Consider the following 17,907-nt stretch of genomic DNA (forward strand, 5'->3'; position numbering starts at 1 on the left):
TGGTCAGGTGTTTCCGGTCGCTTATGCGGCCGGCTTCTCGCCCCGGCCGCTCTGGAGGTCGCGGGGATCCGCACCGCGATAGAGCGCCTCGAAGGTGTCGAGCGTGCGGTTGATGTCGTGCACGAGCACGCCGTCGAGCGAGGCCTGCTGCATGCGCAGGTACTCCTCGGGGCGTGCGGTGAGCACGGTGGTGAGCTTGGCGGCGAGCTCGTCGGCGTCTCCGGGCTTGAAGAGGTAGCCGTTCTCACCGTCGTGCACGAGGTGGGGGAGCGCCACGGCGTCGGCGGCCACAACGGGCAGGCCCGAGGCCATCGCCTCCATCGTTGCGATCGACTGCAGCTCGGCGATTGACGCGATCGCGAAGACCTTGCCGGCCGTGAGCGTCGCCCGCAGGTGCTCGTCGCTCGAGCGTCCGTGCAGCACAACGCGGTCGGCGATGCCGAGCTCGACGGCCAGCTGCTCGAGCGCGGGCTCCTGGTCGCCCTGGCCCACGAGATCGAGCTTCACGTCGAGCGACGGGTCGAGCTTCGCGATCGCGCGCAGGATGACGTCGACCTGCTTCTCGGTGGTCATCCGGCCCACGAAGACGATGCGGTTCTCGCTGCGGGGCGTGAGGTCGGCCGTGTAGACCGTGCGGTCGATGCCGCAGCTGATCGGGATCACGCCCTGGATGTCGATGGACTTCTCGAGGAAGTCGGCCGCTCGGCGCGTGGGTGTGGTGACCGCGCGCGTCATGCCGAAGGTGCGCTTGGCGTCGTCCCACGCGAGCTTGACCAGGATGCGGTTTGCCCACTCGGGCAGGGTCGTGTGGTCGAGGATGTTCTCGGGCATCACGTGGTTGGTCGCGATGACGGGGATGCCGCGCTTGCGGGCCTCACGTGCCAGCCCCCGGCCGACGACGATGTGCGACTGGATGTGGACGACGTCGGGCTTGACCCGGTCGAGCACGCGGCGCGCGTGGTGCTTCGAGCGCCACGGCCAGACGAAGCGGATCCACTCGTGCCACCACAGCCTCTGCGACGGCAGGCGATGCACCGTCATCTGCTGGCCCTCGATGACCTCGGTGCGGCCGGGCTCGTCGGCGAAGCGGGTGTTGGGCGCCGCGACGTGCACCTCATGGCCGCGCTGCACGAGGCCCGCGGCGAGGCGCTCGGCGAAGCGCGCGGCGCCGTTGATGTCGGGCGCGAAGGTGTCGGCGCCGATCAGGACGCGCAGCGGACGACGCTGCTCGGAAGCGGGAGAGTCGGTCACGTTCGGCCTCACTGGTGCTGTTCGTGGCGGCACGTCGCCCCGGCGCGGGTCGGCTCGGGGGACGGGAAGTCGGAGATCCGAGCCTATCCGACCCTCCTCCGAGGCCCCAGGAGGCATGCCGCGCCCTGTGGAGAGCGGATCCCGCCCGCTCAGCCCTGCTCGGCCCCGCTCAGCCCTGCTCAGCCCTGCTCAGCCCACCAGGCCAGCAGGCGGCGCTCGGCCTCCTCCTGACCGAGCACACCCTCGTCGAGGCGCAGGTCGAGCAGGAAGCGGTACGCCTGGCCGACCACCGGGCCCGGCTTCACACCCAGCAGCTCCTGGATGCGGTTGCCATCCACCTCCGGGCGGATCGAGTCGATCTCCTCCTGCTCCCGCAGGGTGACGATCCGGGCCTCGATGTCGTCATATGCCGAAGCGAGCATGCGGGCCTTGCGCTTGTTTCGCGTGGTGACGTCGGCACGGGTCAGGATGTGCAGGCGCTCGAGCTGGTCGCCCGCGTCGCGCACGTAGCGGCGCACTGCCGAGTCGGTCCAGGCGCCCTCCGCGTAGCCGAAGAAGCGCAGGTGCAGCTCGATGAGCGTGGTGACCGCGTTGATGGTGTCGCCGTCGAAGCGCAGAGCCTGCAACCGCTTGCGGGCCATCCGCGCACCCACCGCGTCGTGGTGATGGAAGGTGACCGCACCGCCCGGCTCGAGCTTGCGGGTGCGGGGCTTGCCGATGTCGTGCAGCAGGCTGGCGAGGCGCAGCGGGATGTCGGCGCCCCGATCCGGGAACCGCGCCTTCTCGTGCCCGATCGCCTGCTCCAGCACCGTGAGCGAGTGCTCGTACACGTCCTTGTGATGGTGGTGCTCGTCGACCTCGAGACGCAGCGCCGAGACCTCGGGCAGGAACTCCTCGATGAGGCCGGTCTCGACGAGCACGCGGATGCCGCGCACCGGATCGTCGGTGCCGAGCAGGCGCGTGAGCTCGCCCTGGATGCGCTCCGGGCTGACGATCGAGAGGGTGCCGCGCAGCTGGGCGATGGCGTCTCGTGTGTCGTCAGCGATGTCGAAGCCGAGCTGCGACGCGAAACGTGCCGCTCGGAGCATACGAAGCGGATCGTCGCCGAACGAGACGGCCGGATCGATGGGCGTGCGCAGAATGCCTGCGAGCAGGTCCTCGACACCGCCCGTGGGGTCGATCAGCTTCGCCTCGGGCACCTTGAGCGCCATGGCGTTGACCGTGAAGTCGCGGCGCACGAGGTCGGCCTCCAGCGAATCGCCGAATGCGACGGTGGGCTTGCGCGTTGTGCCGTCGTACTCATCCGCGCGGTAGGTGGTGATCTCGACCTGCTCGCCCTGCACTCTCGCGCCGATCGTGCCGAAGGCGCGTCCGATGTCCCAGTGCGTGCTCGAGATCGGCCGCACGATGGACAGGATCTGATCCGGCGTCGCGTTCGTGGTGAAGTCGAGGTCGTGGGTGTCGCGGCCGAGCAGGGCGTCGCGCACCGGGCCGCCCACGATCGAGAGGTCGAAGCCCGCCTCGGCGAAGGCTCGCGCCAGGGTGGAGATCACCGGCGAGGCCGCCAGCTCGCCGAGACGTGCGATTCCGGCGGCCATGTTCAGCATGGTCTCCAGTCTACGGAGGGTGGTCCCCACCCACCCTCGCCCGCGTTTCACGTGAAACCATGGACGGATGCTCGCCGTCGTCCTCGCCCTCGCCAGCGCGGCGGCCTATGGCGTCTCCGACTTCCTCGGCGGCCTCTTCGCCAAGCGCGACAGCGCCTGGACCATCGCCCTGTGGGGTCAGGCGGGTGCACTCGTCGCGGCGGGAGGGCTCGCGCTGTTCTTCGGCGGCGCGCCCGCCGGGGCCGATCTCCTCTGGGCCGCGGTGTCGGGCGTGGGCTCCGGCCTCGGCGGAGCCTTCCTCTACCGAGGCCTCGCGAACGGCCGGATGAGCGTCATCGCGCCGATCTCGGCCGTGATCAGCGCCGCTGTGCCGGTCGTCACGGGCGTCGTCACGGGGGAGCGCCCGTCGGGGCTGACCTGGGTCGGGATCGTCGTGGGGCTCGTCGCGATCTGGCTGGTCGCGCGCGCCCCGGATCCCTCGGGCGCGCCGCGCGAGGGAACGGGGGCGTCGATCCGCGACGGTCTTCTCGCGGGCGCGGGCTTCGGCACCTCGTTCGCGGCGATCGGTCAGATCCGCGACGAGGCGGGGCTGTGGCCGAACGCCGCGAGCATGGTGGTCGCGATCGTGGTGCTGCTGGGCGCCGTGCTGCTGGTGCGTGCGCGCATCCTGCTTCCCCCACGCCGGGCGCTGGTGGCGATGACGCCCGGAGTGCTCAGCGCCGCGGCGCTGGCGTTCTTCCTCTTCGCGAGCCAGGCGGGGCTCCTCACCGTGGTGTCGGTGATCTCGTCGCTCTACCCGGCCAGCACTCTGGTGCTCGCCGCCCTCGTGCTGCGGGAGCGAATCCTTCCGGGCCAGGCGGTCGGGCTCGCCGCCTGCGCGGTGGCCGTCGGTCTGGTGGCCGCCGGATAGGCGCCCGTCAGGCGAACGCCAGGAACCCGTCCATCAGCAGCTCGCGCACGCGCGGAAGCAGCTCGGCGCGGAGCGCTGCGGGATCCACCTCGAGCAGCGAGGCGATCGCGTCGATCAGCGTTCCGACGGGCAGGTCGCCGTCGCACGCTCCCACGAGTGCCGCGAGCCCCGGATCCACACCGATGGCCCGGCCGAAGCCCGCCCCCTGGCGCAGCTCGATGACCTGCGGGTCGCCGACGCCCGGAAGGTGATGCCGCGCCTCGGTGACGTCGGCCGCGGTGCGCAGCGTGACATCGGCGAGCGCGTCGTCGGAGAGGCCGGCGACGCGGTCGAACGCCTCAAGCGCCGCGGCGAGGTGCCCGCCGAGCCCGCCCTCGGAGGGAATGGGCTGGGTCACGCGCTCGTAGCGCGTGAGCCTCGGCCCTCCGACGGCACGGCGCAGCAGCACGTAGCCGAAGCCCACCGCGCTCACTCCGCGCTCAGCGAAGTCGTCGAGCCACGCACTCAGCAGCCCGTCGTGGGCGGGGGATCCGGGCGCGGTGCCGCCATCGCGGATCCACATCTCGGCGTACTCGATCGGGTTCAGCTGCTCACGCTCGACCACCCATGCCTCGAGCGGAATATCCGACTCCTCGACCCATCGGCGCACGCGCTCCAGGCCCGGCACCCCGCCACGGGTCTCCCAGTTGCCGAGCAGCTGCGCCACACCGCCCGGAGTGAGGTGAGCGCCCACTCCGCGCACGACCTGCTCCACGAGCGCGTCGCCGACCAGGCCTCCGTCCCGGTACTCGTAGCCCGGAACACCCTTCGCGCGCGGGGTGATGACGAACGGCGGATTCGACACGATGCGATCGAACGACTCGCCCTCGACGGGCTCGAACAGGCTGCCGTGACGGGTGTCGATCCGCTCGTCGCGGTTCAGCATCGCGTTCAGCCGTGCGAACAGCAGCGCGCGCTCCGACAGGTCGGTCGCCACGACCGCATCGGCGTACCGGCGCGCACGCAGGGCCTGGATGCCGCAGCCCGTGCCGAGATCGAGCACACGCCGGGCCGGCGTCGGGAGCTGAAGACCGGCGAGCGTGAGGGAAGCCCCGCCGACGCCGAGCACGTGATCCTCGGCCAGCGCGCCGCCACCCGTCGCGATCTCATCGAGATCGCTCGCGAACCACCACTCGCCGGTGCCCTCGGTGTCGAGATACGACTGCGGCCGGATGATCGCTCGCGGGGTCACCAGTTCGGTGACCGAGGCGAGTCCCAGCGACGCGAGCCCCGCGGATCCGAGCGTCGGCAGCGCCGCGTCGACCGCGGCCACGGGCTGGGCCACGCCCAGCACAAGCAACCGACCGAGCGTGGCGAGCGCGTCATCGCGGTCGCCCAGGCCGCGCAAGGCGGGCACGCGCAGGCCACGACCGATGGCATCGTCGGCCTCGACGCCCCATGCGGCGCGCAGCGCCTCGGAGCGGAAGCGCGCGGCCTGCAGGTCGGCGGCGAGAGCGGCGCAGAGCGCGGGATCCGGGTTCGGAGTCATGCGTCCATTCTCGCCCGCACCCGCCTGCGCCCCGCTCCCGCGCCCCGCCCGGCGACGCGCCCCGCCCGAGCGCCCCACCGCCGCTCGTCGAGCGAGGGAGGAACGACCGAGTCGAGACGCCCCAGCCCAGCCCTGCACCCCGCCCGGCGCCCGCCCCAGCGCCCCACCCCCCGCTCGTCGAGCGAGGGAGGAACGACCGAGTCGAGACGCCCCAGCCCGCCCGCGCCCGCCCCGCGACGCGCGGCGACGCGCGCCCCGGATCAGCCGAGCACGACGGCGAAGCTGAGCGCCGCCGACGCCACGGCGATCAGAGTGATCACGAGCGCGGGCACAAAGGGCTCCTTGCGGCGGATGTGAACCACCGTGGCGCCGGCCATGATGATGACGAGTCCCAAGGCCGCGAGGGGCGTCAGGATCGGCGCGATGCCGGTGGCGAGGGGCAGGATCAGGCCGAGCGCGCCGAGAACCTCGACGATGCCGATGAAGCGCGAGAATCCGCCGGGGAAATCGTCGACCCAGCCCATGCCCTTCTCCTTCAGCTTCTCCGGGGCGGAGAGGGCCTTCATGCCGCCCGAGAGCAGCATGAGCGCGGCGAGGATGCCGTTGACGATCCAGGTGGCGATGAGCATGGGTTTCCTTCTGTTACTGACTTACGATGTGTGAGCTACCTCATGATCCGTGATCATTCAGGCGCATACAAAAGGCACATCCGTGTGCCTGACCAGGAGGGATCCGGATGGGCGACGCCACCGAGACCGAGTACGCCTCCGCCTGCGCCGCGGTCAGCGACAGTGACAGTCGCGCGATCCGCGCGGTGCTCGATCGCATCGGCGACAAGTGGTCGCTGCTGGTCATCGGCGAGCTGAGCCACGGAGTGCGCCGGTTCACCGGGCTCCTCCGAGGCATCCCGGGCATCTCGCAGCGCATGCTCACGCTCACCCTGCGTCAGCTCGAGCGCGACGGACTTGTGACGCGCACGGTGCACGCCGAGGTGCCGCCCCGCGTGGAGTACGAGCTCACACCGGTGGGCGAGACCCTCATTCCGCACGCCATCGCGCTCGCGCACTGGGCCGTCGAGCACTACCCCTCGATCGAGACATCCAGAGCCTCCTTCGACGCCGGATCCTGATCCGGATCCCGCAGAAAAAGATCTGGCACTCTCGGGTCGAGAGTGCTAAAACAGGTATCGAGTCCAGAGGGCTCGACCCTCGGGACTCCGTCCGAAGAATCAGCGCTTCAGACAAAGAGGAGGATCACGATGGCGATGTTCTTCGACCCCTTCCGCGAGTTCGACCGCGTGGCCGAGCAGCTGTTCGACCGTCAGGGTCCGCGGCTGATGCCGATGGACCTCTACCGCGACGGCGATCACTACGTGCTCAGTGCCGACCTTCCCGGCATCGATCCGGGCAGCGTCGACATCGACGTGGACGGCCAGCTGCTCACCATTCGGGCCGAGCGCACCCCGCGCAGCGACGACGGCGTGAAGTGGATCACGCGCGAGCGCTCGACGGGCTCCTACCTGCGCCAGCTGAACCTGGGGCAGGGCATCGACACGGCCGGCATCTCGGCCACCTATGACAACGGCGTGCTCAGCGTGCTGATCCCGATCAGCGAGCGGGCGAAGCCGCGCAAGGTCGAGGTGCAGCGGTCGGTCGGCGGCGCGCAGGACGTCACGCCCGAGCTGACGACCTGACGCACTCCTGGCTCGTCGAACGAGCCGACGAAGAACGAGCGAGGCGAGACGCCCCGGCCTCACGCGAAGGCTAGGCGTGTCTCGCCTCGCTTCACGCGCGCGCTCGCCCGGCGCACGAGCGAGCGCGACGAGCGGTGTCACACGTCGCGGCGCGCGCCCTCCGACGGGGTGATGGTGAAGCAGACGGGCGCGGTGTAGCCGCGCTCGGCGAAGGCCGCCTCGACGGCGGTCGTCACCTCGGCGACGGCGTCACGCGAGATGAGCGCGATGGCCGAGCCGCCGAAGCCGCCGCCGGTCATCCGCGCGCCGACCGCGCCGGCCGCGAGCGCGCCCTCCACGGCGGTGTCGAGCTCGGGCACCGAGATCTCGAAGTCGTCGCGCATCGAGGCGTGCGAGGCGACCAGCAGGTCGCCGATCGCGCGCGGACCGGCCGCGGCGAGCGCCTCGACGGTGTCGAGCACCCGCTGGTTCTCGGTGACGATGTGGCGCACCCGCCGGAAGGTCACGTCATCCAGCAGCTGCTGGGCGCGCGGGAGATCCGCGACCGTGAGGTCGCGCAGCCACGGCACGCCCATGGTGGACGCGCCGAGCTCGCACGAGGCACGCCGCTCGCGGTAGCCGCCCGAGGCGTGCGCGTGCTCCACGCGGGTGTCGATGGCGAGCAGCACGAGGCCCTCGGCCTCGAGCCCCAGGTCGACGGACCGCGTCTCGAGCGTGCGGCAGTCGAGGAAGGTCGCGGCATCCGAACGGCCCATGATCGACGAGACCTGGTCCATGATGCCGGTCGGCGCCCCGACGGCCTCGTTCTCGGCCTTGCGGCCGACCTGGGCGAGTTCGAGCGGGGTCAGCTCGAGCGCCCAGAGGTCGTTCAGGGCGAGCGCGACGGATCCTTCGATCGCCGCCGACGACGAGAGTCCGGCCCCCACGGGGACGTCCGATGCGATCGCGATGTCGACGCCGGCGACCTGGTCGGCCGCGCGGCCGGCCGCGGCGAGCGCCGCCCACGCCACGCCCAGCACGTAGGCCGCCCACTCGGGCACACGGCCGGCGGCGACCGCTGCGCCGGGCTCCCCGTCGAACATCGCGAGGTCCGCGAGGCGCAGCTCGACCGGATCCGGAGCGAACGTCGACGAAACGCGGATCGCCAGATCCGCATGCATGCCCACCGCGGCATACGTGCGGTGCTGAATGGCGAAGGGCAGCACGTAGCCCTCGTTGTAGTCGGTGTGCTCGCCGATGAGGTTCGCGCGGCCGGCGGACGACCAGACGCCCTCGGGGGCGTGCCCCGTGCGCGACTCGAACAGGGCGCGCGCGTCGTCGAGAGCGCTCATGACAGGACCTCCGGGATGGTGGCGAGGGCCTCGCCCAGCCGGTCTGCGGACTGCTCGGGCGGGATGTCGCCGATCCAGGCGCCCATGGCGGCCTCGGATCCGGCGAGGAACTTGAGCTTGTCGGCCCCGCGACGCGGCGACGTGAGCTGCAGGTGCAGACGCGCGCTGTCGCGAGCGACGTCAACCGGGGCCTGGTGCCAGGCGGCGATGTAGGGCGTCGGGGTGCCGTACAGCGCGTCGACACCGCGCAGCAGGCGCAGGTAGAGAGGGGCGAGCTCGTCCTTCTCGGCCGAGGAGAGCTCGGCGAAGTCGGCCACGTGGCGTCGCGGGGCCATGTGCACCTCGACCGGCCAGCGGGCGGCGAACGGCACGTAGGCGATCCAGTGCTCACCCTCGAGCAGCACGCGCGGCCCGGCGGCCTCGAACTCGATGATGCGCGCGAACAGGTCCGCTCCCTCGCGCTCGATCGACTGCAGCAGCAGCTGCGTGCGCGGCGTCACGTAGGGGTAGGCGTAGATCTGGCCGTGGGGGTGGGGGAGCGTGACGCCGATCTCGGCGCCGCGGTTCTCGAACACGAACACCTGGCGCACGCCGGGCAGGGCCGACAGCGCGGCCGTGCGGTCGGCCCACGCCTCGATCACGGTGCGGGCGCGCGTGACCGAGAGCGATCCGAAGGATCCGACGCGGTCAGGGCTGAAGCACACCACCTCGCACCGCCCCACGGAGGTGCGCGAGCGTCCGAGCCCCGGGGCGGCGAGGTCTTCGAGGCCCGAAGCCGGGTCGATCGCGGCGGGCGCGTCGCCGACGGCGACGTCGAGGGCCGGCCCGAACGAGGGGGAGCGGTTCTCGAACACCGCGACGTCGTACGCGCTCGGCAGCTCCGACGGGTTCGTGGGCGTCTGCGGGGCGAGCGGATCGAGGTCGGCGGGCGGCATGACCACGCGCGACTGGCGCGACGCGGCCACCGAGATCCAGTCGCCCGTGAGCACATCGCGCCTCATCGTGGCGGTCTCCGGACGCGGGGCCAGCTCGCGCGCGTCGATGGCTCGCTCGGCCGGAAGCGCCGTGCCGGGGTCGTCGTAGTAGAAGAGGTCGCGGCCGTCCGCCAGGCGGGCGGAGCGCTTCACGACCCCCGCGCCGAGCGTGGCGGCGGGCAGGTCTGCGGACTGCGTCATCGGTATCCTTCGAACGCGCGCTCTCGCGCATGTTGACGTCAACATGGATGATAGAACGAGAGTGCAGGATCCGGCAACGAGAGCGAGCAGCGGATGTCCAGAAGCGTGTCGGCAGCGGATGTCGCCCGCCTTGCCGGTGTCTCCGGTCAGACGGTGTCCCGCGTGGCCAATGGCTCCGAGCGCGTCGATCCGGGCACCCGGGCACGCGTCGAGGCGGCGATGCAGCAGCTGGGCTATCGCCCCCACCGGGCGGCACGGGCGCTGCGCACCGGCCGCACGCGCACCATCGGCGTGCTCGTGCGCACCTTGGCCTCGGTGGGCAACGCCCGCATGCTCGAGGCGCTGGTGTCCGCGGGCGCCGCGCACGAACACGCCGTGCTCGTCGTCACCCTGGCCGATGACACCCCCGAGGCGGCGAAGGCGGCGCTGGCCGGACTCGCCGATCACGGCGTGGACGGCGCCATCGCCCTGAACGAGGCGACCCCGAGCGTGCAGGCCGCAGGCACCGCCTCGTTCCCGCTGGTGGCCGTCGACGCGTCGCCGGAGGCGGGGCTCATCGCGCTCGAGTCGGATCACGCCGGGGGAGCCGCCGCCGCCGTGCGGCATCTGCTGGACGCGGGGGCGGCAACCGTCCACCACCTGGCCGGGCCGGCCGGATCCTTCGCCGCCGATGAGCGAGAACGCGGCTGGCGATCCGCGCTCTCTCACACGGCGGGGCAGGATGTCGCGGGTCGGGCGGATGAGGCGACCCCGCCGGATCCGATCCGCGGCGACTGGACCGCGGCATCCGGATTCACGGCGGGGCGGACCCTCGCCGCCGATCCGTCCGTCACGGCGGTGTTCGCCGCGAACGACCAGATGGCGCTCGGTCTGCTGCGCGCCCTGCGCGAGGCGGATCGCGCCGACGTGGCCGTTGTGGGCTTCGACGACGTGGTCGACGCCGCGCACTACCAGCCGCCGCTGACCACCGTCGCCCAGGACTTCGACGCGCTCGGCGCCACCGCGGTCGATCTGCTGCTCGCCCGCGTCGCCGGCACCGAGGTGCCCGCCCGCACCGTCATCCCCACGCGGCTCGTCCTTCGCGGGAGTGCGTAGCCTGCGGGCTCGGCGAGGGGCGTTGACTAGTCCCGCGCGGCATCACTAGTCCAGGCGGGACTAGTAATCCCGCGGAAGACTAGTCAACGCCCCGACGCTAACCCACCCCGCGCCCCACACGACCACGCGGGCCGACCCGGCACCACGCCGCGCGGGCCGACCCCGCGCCTCATCGCACCGCGGCGGTCGCGCTTCCAGAGGTTCCGCAGGCATCTCCGTAGAATCGAGTCACTGCGGGCGACGTTCCGCGGAAAACACACCATGACGCCGAACACCCCTCGAGCGCGGGCGCCCCGCCGCCTGCTCGCCGCCCTCGCTGCCGCGGTCTTCACCGCGCTCTCGGGCGCGATCGTCGCCCCCGCGTACGCCGCCGTCGAGGAGCAGCCCGAGCCCGAGCTCATCCTCGCGTCGAGCGTGCGCGGCGTCGCCCACGCGGGCGCGGCGCTGAGCGCGTCACTCCAGATCGCCAATGCGGGCAACGAGCCGCTGCCCGCATCCACCGCCGTGCTGCAACTGGGCACTCGACCCCTCGCCGACCGCTCGGCCCTGCGCTCGTGGCTGGCGGGACTGGATCCGGATCTCCCGCTCACGTCGATCGGCTCGACGGCCGGATCCGCGGTGGCAGCCGACGGCTCCACGGAGGTGTCGCTGACCGCGCCGGCCGAAACGCCCGCGCTCGCGGCGCTGACCCCGGGTGTCTATCCGCTGCAGGCGACCTACGGCGGAGCGACGGCGCAGTCGGTGATCGTCGTCGGCGCCGAAGCCGAGCCCACCAGCCTGATCCTGCCGATCACCGCGCCGGTCGAGAACGCCGGCCTGTTGAGCGCCGACGAGCTCGCCTCGCTGACCGCCCCCGACGGCGCGCTCACCGCGCAGCTCTCGGCGGCCGCGGGCACTCCTGCCGCCCTCGCGGTCGATCCGGCGATCCCGGCCGCCATCCGCGTGCTCGGCGAAGACGCGCCGCTGAGCGCGATCGAGTGGCTCGAGCGGCTGATGCTGCTGCCCAACGACCGCTTCGCGCTGCAGTTCGGCGACGCAGATGTCGCCCCGCAGCTGCAGGCCGGGCTGCCGGCGCCGCTCTCACCGCTCTCGCTGGAGGGCTACGAGGCCGCGGCCGAGCCCGAGCCGACACCCACCCCGACGCCGACGCCCACCGAGAAGCCCGCCGCGGTCGGTTCGGACGAAGAGGACCTCGACCTCGCCCGCTTGCTCTCGATCGGCGACGACGCCATCGATTCGGTGTACTGGCCCGCCCCGGGTCAGGCGACGCCGGCCGTGATGGATGCCCTCCGCGCGGCGAATCCGGACGCGATCGCCGTCACGCCGTCCGAGGCGACACAAGAGGGGGCATCCGGATCTGCGGTGCCTGCCTCCGGCGCGATCGCGGGCGGGGGAGCGGCGCTGGTCTACGACACGGATGCCTCGGCCGCGCTCGACGCGGTGGTGCGCGCCGCGACCGCAGCGGAGCGCTCCGCAGCCTCGGCCGTCGCCACGGCCGAGCTGTTCTTCGCGGGACGGGAAGCGGGCGACGCCCCCGTGCTCGTGGCGCTCGACCGCGCTCTGAGCACCAGGCTGAGCATGGCAGAGGAGGGCGAGGCCGGCGACGCCGCTCTGGACGACCTCGCCGATCGCCTGAGCGCCGCGATCGACCTCGTGGCGCTCACCTCGACGATCGCCCCCCAGCACCTCGACGATGTGCTGGCCGCCCCTGCGCAGCCGATCACCCCCGTCGACGCGACGCCCGACGCGGCGCGCGTGGCCCTGGCCGCGAGCATCGCCGATGCCGAGTCGAGGGTCGGCGTGATCGCCACGGTGCTCGAGACACCCGCCATGCTCAACGGCCTGCAGCGCGCGGAAGCGCTCCAGGCGCTGGGCGTCGGATGGGCGGCTCGCACCGACGAGTGGCAGGCGGTGGCGACCGGGTTCGCCGATCGCACGGCGGCCCGGGCCGACGCGGTCGCCATCCAGGAGCCCGCCCCCGTGAATCTGCTCAGCGCCGGCGTCAACCTGCCGGTCTGGGTGCGCAACGACCTGCCCTGGCCCGCGACGCTCACGCTGCGCGCCAGCCCGTCGGATCCGCGTCTCGTCGTCGCCGACACCACCTCGGTCGTCGCCCAGCCCGCGAGCCGCACGCAGGTGCAGGTGCCCGTGCAGGCGCGGGTCGGCAGCGGCGATGTCGACATCGCGCTCACGCTCATCAGCCGGGACGGACACCGGATCGGACCGTCGCAGACCGTCGATGTCAGCGTGCGTGCCGAGTGGGAGACGATCGGCGTCATCGTGCTCGGTGTGCTCATCGGCGGCCTGCTCGTCGCGGGCGTGATCCGCACAGTGCGCCGTCGACGCAAGACGAAGGATCCGGATGCCGCGGCACGCGCGGACGACGACGTCACCGAGGGAGACGCATGATGGCCGGCCTCGGACGCGCGAGCGCGATGATCGCCGCGGGCACACTGGTGTCCCGCGTGACCGGACTGCTGCGATCGGTTGCGCTCGTCGCCGCGATCGGAGGCTTCGGCAAGGCGTCCGATGCGTTCGGTATCGCGAATCAGCTGCCGAACTACGTGTTCCAGGTGCTCTCGGCCGGCCTCATCACCGCGGTGCTCGTCCCCCAGATCGTGAAGTGGTCCGCGCGAGACGACGGTGGCAAGGCGCACCTGTCGAAGCTGTTCACTCTCGGGACGGTCGTACTGTTCGCCGTCACCTTGATCGCCACCGTCGCCGCCCCTTGGCTCGTCCGATTGATGGGCGCCAACTGGCCCGAGTACCAGGTCGCGCTGGCAACCGCGTTCGCGTACTGGTGTCTGCCCCAGGTCTTCTTCTATGGAATGTTCGCGCTGATCGGCGAGACCCTCAACGCCCGCCGCGTGTTCGGGCCGTATGCCTGGGCACCCATCGTGAACAACGTCGTGACGATCGTCGGCTTCGGCGCGTTCATCCTGATCTTCGGGGGCGAACGCAGCGCGGTCGACCAGTGGGATTCCACGACCATCGCCGTGATGGGCGCAATCACGACCTTCGGCATCGTCGCCCAGACCGTCGTGCTCGTCTTCTTCTGGCGCCGCACCGGTCTGAGTCTGCGCCCCGACTTCGGCTGGCGCGGGCTGGGTCTCGGCGAGGTGCGCAACCTCGCCGGTTGGAGCTTCGGAATGCTGCTGGTGGGCCTCGTGGTCTCCACGGTGCAGCAGCGCGTGATCTCCGGCGCATCCGGAGACAACGCCTCCGCCATGGTGTGGTTCAACGCCTGGCTCGTCTTTATGCTGCCGTACTCGATCATCGTGATGTCGATCGGCACCCCCTACTTCACGCAGCTCTCGGAGCACGCGTCGGCAGGGCGCGATAAAGAAGTGCGTGCCGACATCGGGCGATCCATCCGCACCCTCGGCGTGCTGATCGTCATCGCGGCGGCCGCGCTGATGGTCGCCGCGGTGCCCGCGTCGCGCATCTTCACCGGCAGTGAGGAGGAGGCCGTCGCCGCGGGCCCCGTGCTCATCGGCTTCCTCGTGGGTCTCGTGCCGCTCGCCGTGCAGTTCGTTGTGCAGCGCACCTTCTACGCCTATGGCGACACCCGCACGCCCTTCTTCTTCACGGTGTTCCAGGCGGCGATCGCGATCGGCCTCGCCCTGCTGATGCCCTATGTCGCGTCCCTCGGCTTTCTCACGGCGACGATCGCGCTGTCCCAGTCCCTCTCGAGCCTCGCCCAGGTGATCCTGGCGACATGGCTGCTGCGCCGCCGCCTCGGTCCGCTCGGCATGGTCGAGAACGTCTGGGCGCTCATCCGGTTCACCCTCGCCGCGATCCCCGCGGGCGCGGTCGCGCTCGTTGTGTACATCCTGAACGGCGGCAACGACGGCTGGATGGCTGCCGCGGGGGTCTCCGGCATCCCCGGCAAGCTCCTCGCCGCGGTCGGCACCGGCGTCCTCGGCGTCGTCGCCGTGGTGGTCTACGTGGCGATCCTCGCGCTCTTCCGGGCCCCCGAACTGCGCACCGCCACGGGCCTCGTGCGTCGTCTCGTCGGCCGCTGACCCGCGCTGACCGCGCCCGACCCTCGCGAGGCCACACCCGCCCCCACGAGGGCACATCCCGCGCGCGGGGGCACACCCCGAAGCATGCGCCCTCTCGAGCGAGATGTGTCCCCGCCGCCCGCACGCGCGCCCCTACGCACCTTTCCCCGGTCGGCGTCAAGCCTCTCCCGCCGTCCCGTCGGCACTGATTCTCTGGGAATCCGTCGCGGAGAGGCCGCGCGGAGAGAGGCACCCTCATGAGCACCGCAGCGACCCGCGGCAACGGACGGTACGCGGAGACCCCCGTCCAGAAGGCCGCCCTCGTGTTCGGCATCGTTTTCTTCATCGTCGGCATCGCCGGATTCATCCCGGGGCTCACGTCGAACGTCGACGCGCTCGAGTTCGCCGGCCACGAGTCGGGAGCGATGCTGCTCGGCATCTTCCAGGTCTCGATCCTGCACAACATCGTGCACCTGCTCTTCGGCGTGCTCGGCCTGGTCACGGCCCGCACCTTCAGCGGCTCGCGAGGCTTCCTGATCTGGGGTGGCGCGATCTACGCCGTGCTGTGGATCTACGGCCTTGTTGTGCCGCACGACCACCAGGCCAACTTCGTGCCGCTGAACACCGCCGACAACTGGCTGCACTTCGTGCTGGCCGCGGCGATGATCGCGCTGGGCGTTCTGCTGGGTCGTCGCGTTCGCGACGCTCGCACCGTCTGACGCATCCGGATTCGTCCGCTTCCACGTCCGGGCTATTCCATAGATGTTGATCTATGGAATAGCCCGGACGTACGATGTGTTCTGGCAGTCGAACCAAGGAGGCACTCGTGCGACAGCTCACCATCATCGGATCCGGCCCGGCCGGTTTCACCGCCGCCATCTATGCGGCGCGTGCCAACCTGAAGCCGCTCGTCGTGGCGTCGTCGGTCGAGGTCGGCGGTGAGCTCATGAACACCACCGAGGTCGAGAACTTCCCCGGATTCCCCGAGGGCATCATGGGTCCCGACCTGATGGCGAAGATGCAGGAGCAGGCCGAGAAGTTCGGCGCCGAGATCGCCTACGACGACGTCACCGAGCTGGATCTGTCGGGCGACATCAAGAAGGTCACGCTCGGAAGCGGCCAGGTCGTCGAGACCGAGGCGCTGATCTACGCGACCGGCTCGGCCTACCGCAAGCTCGGCCTTCCGGGCGAGGAGCGACTGAGCGGCTACGGCGTCTCGTGGTGCGCCACCTGCGACGGCTTCTTCTTCCGCGAGAAGGAGATCGCGGTCGTCGGCGGCGGCGACTCGGCGATGGAAGAGGCGACGTTCCTCACGAAGTTCGCGTCGAAGGTGTACATCATCCACCGCCGCGACACCCTCAAGGCCTCGAAGATCATGCAGGAGCGCGCGCTGGCGAACCCGAAGATCGAGTTCATCTGGAACGCCGAGGTGGTCGACATCCTGGGTGATGGCGCCGTCACCGGCGTGACCCTGAACGACACCGTCACGGGCGAGAAGCGCGACCTGGCGCTCGAGGGCCTCTTCATCGCGATCGGCAACGACCCGCGCACCCACCTCGTGCACAACAAGCTCGAGCTCACCGAAGAGGGCACGATCGCGGTCGACGGCCGCTCGTCGCGCACCTCGACCGCGGGTGTCTTCGCCGCCGGCGACGTGATCGACCCGCACTACCGTCAGGCCGTGACGGCCGCTGCATCCGGCACGGTGGCGGCTCTCGACGCCGAGCACTACCTCGCCGCGCGCGGCGACGCCGGAGCCCCGCTCGTCACGGGCGACCAGCTCGACCAGGACGTCGTCACGGTCTGAGCGGAACAAACGAGCGGATACGCGCGTTCTCCCTCTTCACAGGACTTCCGATTAAGGAGCAATCATGACCGCCAAGGCCACCACCTCGGCCACGTTCGAGCAGGACGTGCTTCAGGCCGAGGGCCCCGTCCTCGTCGACTTCTGGGCTGCCTGGTGCGGCCCGTGTCGTATGGTCTCCCCGATCCTGGACGAGATCCAGTCGGAGAACCCCGACAAGATCACGATCCTCAAGCTCAACGTCGATGAGAACCCCGACCTCGCGATGAAGTACCAGATCACGTCGATCCCGGCGATGAAGGTCTTCCAGGGCGGCGAGGTCGCCACCACGATCATCGGCGCAAAGCCCAAGTTCGCCCTCGAGCAGGACCTCGCAGAGTTCCTCAAGTAAGAGCGCTTCACACAGAACCCCCGGCCGCACGGCCGGGGGTTCTGTCGTTCCCGGGTGCGGCGTTTCGACTCGCTCCGCTCGCTCAACGAGCGGGTGAGGGGCGGAGCGGGGAAGGGGAGGAGCGGGGTAGGGGAGGAGCGGGGTAGGCGCAGGGGCGGGGCCGTTGCCCTCACCCTTGCCCCTCCTTCCCTCGTTCGTTGAGCGAGGGAGGAACGACCGAGTCGAAACGCCTCACGCGCGCAGCGCCCGCCGATCCTGCGCGCTTCCAGGAATATATGGACCATTCGTCCACTTAGGTATATAGTGAACGCATCGTTCATATAAACCACTCCTGGAGGAAACCATGAACACCACTGAGAACCCCACGCGCGTCGCCCTCGTCACCGGCGGATCGGGCGGCATCGGCACCTCGATCGTCGAGCGTCTCGCCGCCGACGGCTTCGCGGTCGCCGTGCACTACGCCGGTCGCGCCGCGGCCGCAGAGGCGGTCGTCGCCTCCGCCGTCGCGCAGGGCGCCCGTGCGATCGCCGTGCAGGGCGATGTGGCCGATGAGCACCAGATGGCCCGTGTGTTCGACTCCGTCGAAGCCGAGTTCGGAGGCATCGACGTGGTCGTCAACACCGCGGGGATCATGATCAACGGCCCGATCGCCACGTTCGATCTCGCCGACCTCGACCGCATGCACCGCACCAACATCCGCGGCGCCTTCGTCGTCTCGCAGCTCTCGGCCAACCGCCTGCGCTCCGGCGGAGCGCTGATCAACTTCTCGACCAGCCAGACGCGCGGCCAGCTGGCGGGTTACGGCCCGTACGCGGCGAGCAAGGCGGCGGTCGAGGGGATGACCCTGGTGCTGGCGCGCGAGCTGCGCGGCAAGGACATCACGGTCAACGCCGTCGCCCCCGGCCCCGTGGCCACCCCGCTCTTCCTCGAGGGGAAGAGCGACGAGCTGATCGAGCACTTCTCGAAGGTCGTGCCCCTCGAGCGCCTCGGTCAGCCCGATGACGTCGCCGAGGTCGTCGCGCTGCTCGCCGGTCCCGGCCGCTGGATCAACGGGCAGACCCTGTTCGTCAACGGCGGCCTCGCCTGATCCGAGCGACCAGAGCCGATCAGATCCGAAC

16 protein-coding genes are annotated in these 17,907 nt (G+C 71.0%); 10 read left to right on the plus strand and 6 right to left on the minus strand.

The window, feature by feature from the left end; translation table 11 throughout:
* Positions 1–21: 21 nt before the first annotated feature.
* Positions 22–1,251 (minus strand): glycosyltransferase, encoded by a 1,230-nt coding sequence (locus tag J5V96_RS00105; RefSeq protein WP_307793060.1) that lies wholly within the window; start codon positions 1,249–1,251, stop codon positions 22–24.
* Positions 1,252–1,430: 179 nt separating this feature from the next.
* Positions 1,431–2,858 (minus strand): CCA tRNA nucleotidyltransferase, encoded by a 1,428-nt coding sequence (locus tag J5V96_RS00110; protein ID WP_208499214.1) that lies wholly within the window; start codon positions 2,856–2,858, stop codon positions 1,431–1,433.
* A 67-nt stretch (positions 2,859–2,925) separates the two neighbouring features.
* On the opposite strand from J5V96_RS00110, the gene J5V96_RS00115 reads away from it, so the two are divergent.
* Positions 2,926–3,768, plus strand: a complete 843-nt coding sequence (locus J5V96_RS00115) for an EamA family transporter (protein ID WP_208499216.1) — start codon at positions 2,926–2,928, stop codon at positions 3,766–3,768.
* Between the two features lie 7 nt (positions 3,769–3,775).
* Here the strand turns inward: J5V96_RS00115 and J5V96_RS00120 are convergent, their stop codons facing one another.
* Together J5V96_RS00120 and J5V96_RS00125 are read right to left on the minus strand one after the other, a co-directional pair.
* Complete coding sequence (locus tag J5V96_RS00120) at positions 3,776–5,296, minus strand: DUF7059 domain-containing protein (RefSeq protein ID WP_208499218.1); 1,521 nt, start codon at positions 5,294–5,296, stop codon at positions 3,776–3,778.
* Positions 5,297–5,556: 260 nt separating this feature from the next.
* A complete protein-coding gene (locus J5V96_RS00125; RefSeq protein ID WP_208499220.1) occupies positions 5,557–5,925 on the minus strand; it encodes a DoxX family protein in 369 nt (122 codons plus the stop codon).
* A 107-nt stretch (positions 5,926–6,032) separates the two neighbouring features.
* Between J5V96_RS00125 and J5V96_RS00130 the strand changes: the two genes are divergently transcribed.
* Positions 6,033–6,425, plus strand: a complete 393-nt coding sequence (locus J5V96_RS00130) for a winged helix-turn-helix transcriptional regulator (protein ID WP_208499222.1) — start codon at positions 6,033–6,035, stop codon at positions 6,423–6,425.
* Positions 6,426–6,554: 129 nt separating this feature from the next.
* Positions 6,555–6,989, plus strand: a complete 435-nt coding sequence (locus J5V96_RS00135) for an Hsp20/alpha crystallin family protein (protein WP_208499224.1) — start codon at positions 6,555–6,557, stop codon at positions 6,987–6,989.
* 137 nt (positions 6,990–7,126) lie between these two features.
* On the opposite strand, the gene galK is transcribed toward J5V96_RS00135, so the two are convergent.
* Positions 7,127–8,320, minus strand: a complete 1,194-nt coding sequence (galK, locus tag J5V96_RS00140) for a galactokinase (protein WP_208499225.1) — start codon at positions 8,318–8,320, stop codon at positions 7,127–7,129.
* Positions 8,317–9,495 carry a galactose-1-phosphate uridylyltransferase gene (galT, locus tag J5V96_RS00145; protein ID WP_208499228.1) on the minus strand — a complete coding sequence of 393 codons (1,179 nt, stop codon included), beginning with the start codon at positions 9,493–9,495 and terminating at the stop codon, positions 8,317–8,319. Before galT ends, galK begins: the two co-directional genes overlap by 4 nt.
* A 93-nt stretch (positions 9,496–9,588) precedes the next feature.
* Here galT and J5V96_RS00150 point away from each other — a divergent pair, with 93 nt between their 5' ends.
* The 7 genes from J5V96_RS00150 to J5V96_RS00180 all read left to right on the plus strand — a co-directional run bounded on the left by J5V96_RS00150 (position 9,589) and on the right by J5V96_RS00180 (position 17,876).
* On the plus strand, positions 9,589–10,590 hold the full coding sequence (locus tag J5V96_RS00150; protein WP_208499230.1) for a LacI family DNA-binding transcriptional regulator: 1,002 nt from the start codon (positions 9,589–9,591) through the stop codon (positions 10,588–10,590).
* Between the two features lie 261 nt (positions 10,591–10,851).
* Positions 10,852–12,999 carry a DUF6049 family protein gene (locus J5V96_RS00155; RefSeq protein WP_208499232.1) on the plus strand — a complete coding sequence of 716 codons (2,148 nt, stop codon included), beginning with the start codon at positions 10,852–10,854 and terminating at the stop codon, positions 12,997–12,999.
* Complete coding sequence (murJ, locus tag J5V96_RS00160; RefSeq protein ID WP_208499234.1) at positions 12,999–14,615, plus strand: murein biosynthesis integral membrane protein MurJ; 1,617 nt, start codon at positions 12,999–13,001, stop codon at positions 14,613–14,615. The genes J5V96_RS00155 and murJ overlap by 1 nt, the downstream gene beginning before the upstream one ends.
* Before the next feature lie 236 nt (positions 14,616–14,851).
* Positions 14,852–15,313 carry a DUF4383 domain-containing protein gene (locus J5V96_RS00165; protein ID WP_208499236.1) on the plus strand — a complete coding sequence of 154 codons (462 nt, stop codon included), beginning with the start codon at positions 14,852–14,854 and terminating at the stop codon, positions 15,311–15,313.
* A 107-nt stretch (positions 15,314–15,420) separates the two neighbouring features.
* Complete coding sequence (gene trxB / locus J5V96_RS00170; protein WP_208499238.1) at positions 15,421–16,401, plus strand: thioredoxin-disulfide reductase; 981 nt, start codon at positions 15,421–15,423, stop codon at positions 16,399–16,401.
* A gap of 64 nt (positions 16,402–16,465) precedes the next feature.
* Positions 16,466–16,789 (plus strand): thioredoxin, encoded by a 324-nt coding sequence (gene trxA / locus J5V96_RS00175; protein WP_208499240.1) that lies wholly within the window; start codon positions 16,466–16,468, stop codon positions 16,787–16,789.
* A gap of 343 nt (positions 16,790–17,132) precedes the next feature.
* Positions 17,133–17,876, plus strand: coding sequence for an SDR family oxidoreductase (locus tag J5V96_RS00180; protein ID WP_208499242.1), 744 nt, complete (start codon positions 17,133–17,135; stop codon positions 17,874–17,876).
* Positions 17,877–17,907 lie beyond the last annotated feature (31 nt).

Source organism: Microbacterium stercoris, assembly GCF_017592545.1.
In the GTDB taxonomy this organism is placed as follows: domain Bacteria; phylum Actinomycetota; class Actinomycetes; order Actinomycetales; family Microbacteriaceae; genus Microbacterium; species Microbacterium stercoris.

What these genes read in the sequence shown, in the direction of transcription:
- J5V96_RS00110 (WP_208499214.1), bottom strand. Translation starts at nt 2,858, where the DNA reads ATGCTGAACATGGCCGCCGGAATCGCACGTCTCGGCGAGCTGGCGGCC.
- J5V96_RS00115 (WP_208499216.1), top strand. Translation starts at nt 2,926, where the DNA reads ATGCTCGCCGTCGTCCTCGCCCTCGCCAGCGCGGCGGCCTATGGCGTC.
- J5V96_RS00120 (WP_208499218.1), bottom strand. Translation starts at nt 5,296, where the DNA reads ATGACTCCGAACCCGGATCCCGCGCTCTGCGCCGCTCTCGCCGCCGAC.
- J5V96_RS00125 (WP_208499220.1), bottom strand. Translation starts at nt 5,925, where the DNA reads ATGCTCATCGCCACCTGGATCGTCAACGGCATCCTCGCCGCGCTCATG.
- J5V96_RS00130 (WP_208499222.1), top strand. Translation starts at nt 6,033, where the DNA reads ATGGGCGACGCCACCGAGACCGAGTACGCCTCCGCCTGCGCCGCGGTC.
- J5V96_RS00135 (WP_208499224.1), top strand. Translation starts at nt 6,555, where the DNA reads ATGGCGATGTTCTTCGACCCCTTCCGCGAGTTCGACCGCGTGGCCGAG.
- galK (WP_208499225.1), bottom strand. Translation starts at nt 8,320, where the DNA reads ATGAGCGCTCTCGACGACGCGCGCGCCCTGTTCGAGTCGCGCACGGGG.
- galT (WP_208499228.1), bottom strand. Translation starts at nt 9,495, where the DNA reads ATGACGCAGTCCGCAGACCTGCCCGCCGCCACGCTCGGCGCGGGGGTC.
- J5V96_RS00150 (WP_208499230.1), top strand. Translation starts at nt 9,589, where the DNA reads ATGTCCAGAAGCGTGTCGGCAGCGGATGTCGCCCGCCTTGCCGGTGTC.
- J5V96_RS00155 (WP_208499232.1), top strand. Translation starts at nt 10,852, where the DNA reads ATGACGCCGAACACCCCTCGAGCGCGGGCGCCCCGCCGCCTGCTCGCC.
- murJ (WP_208499234.1), top strand. Translation starts at nt 12,999, where the DNA reads ATGGCCGGCCTCGGACGCGCGAGCGCGATGATCGCCGCGGGCACACTG.
- J5V96_RS00165 (WP_208499236.1), top strand. Translation starts at nt 14,852, where the DNA reads ATGAGCACCGCAGCGACCCGCGGCAACGGACGGTACGCGGAGACCCCC.
- trxA (WP_208499240.1), top strand. Translation starts at nt 16,466, where the DNA reads ATGACCGCCAAGGCCACCACCTCGGCCACGTTCGAGCAGGACGTGCTT.
- J5V96_RS00180 (WP_208499242.1), top strand. Translation starts at nt 17,133, where the DNA reads ATGAACACCACTGAGAACCCCACGCGCGTCGCCCTCGTCACCGGCGGA.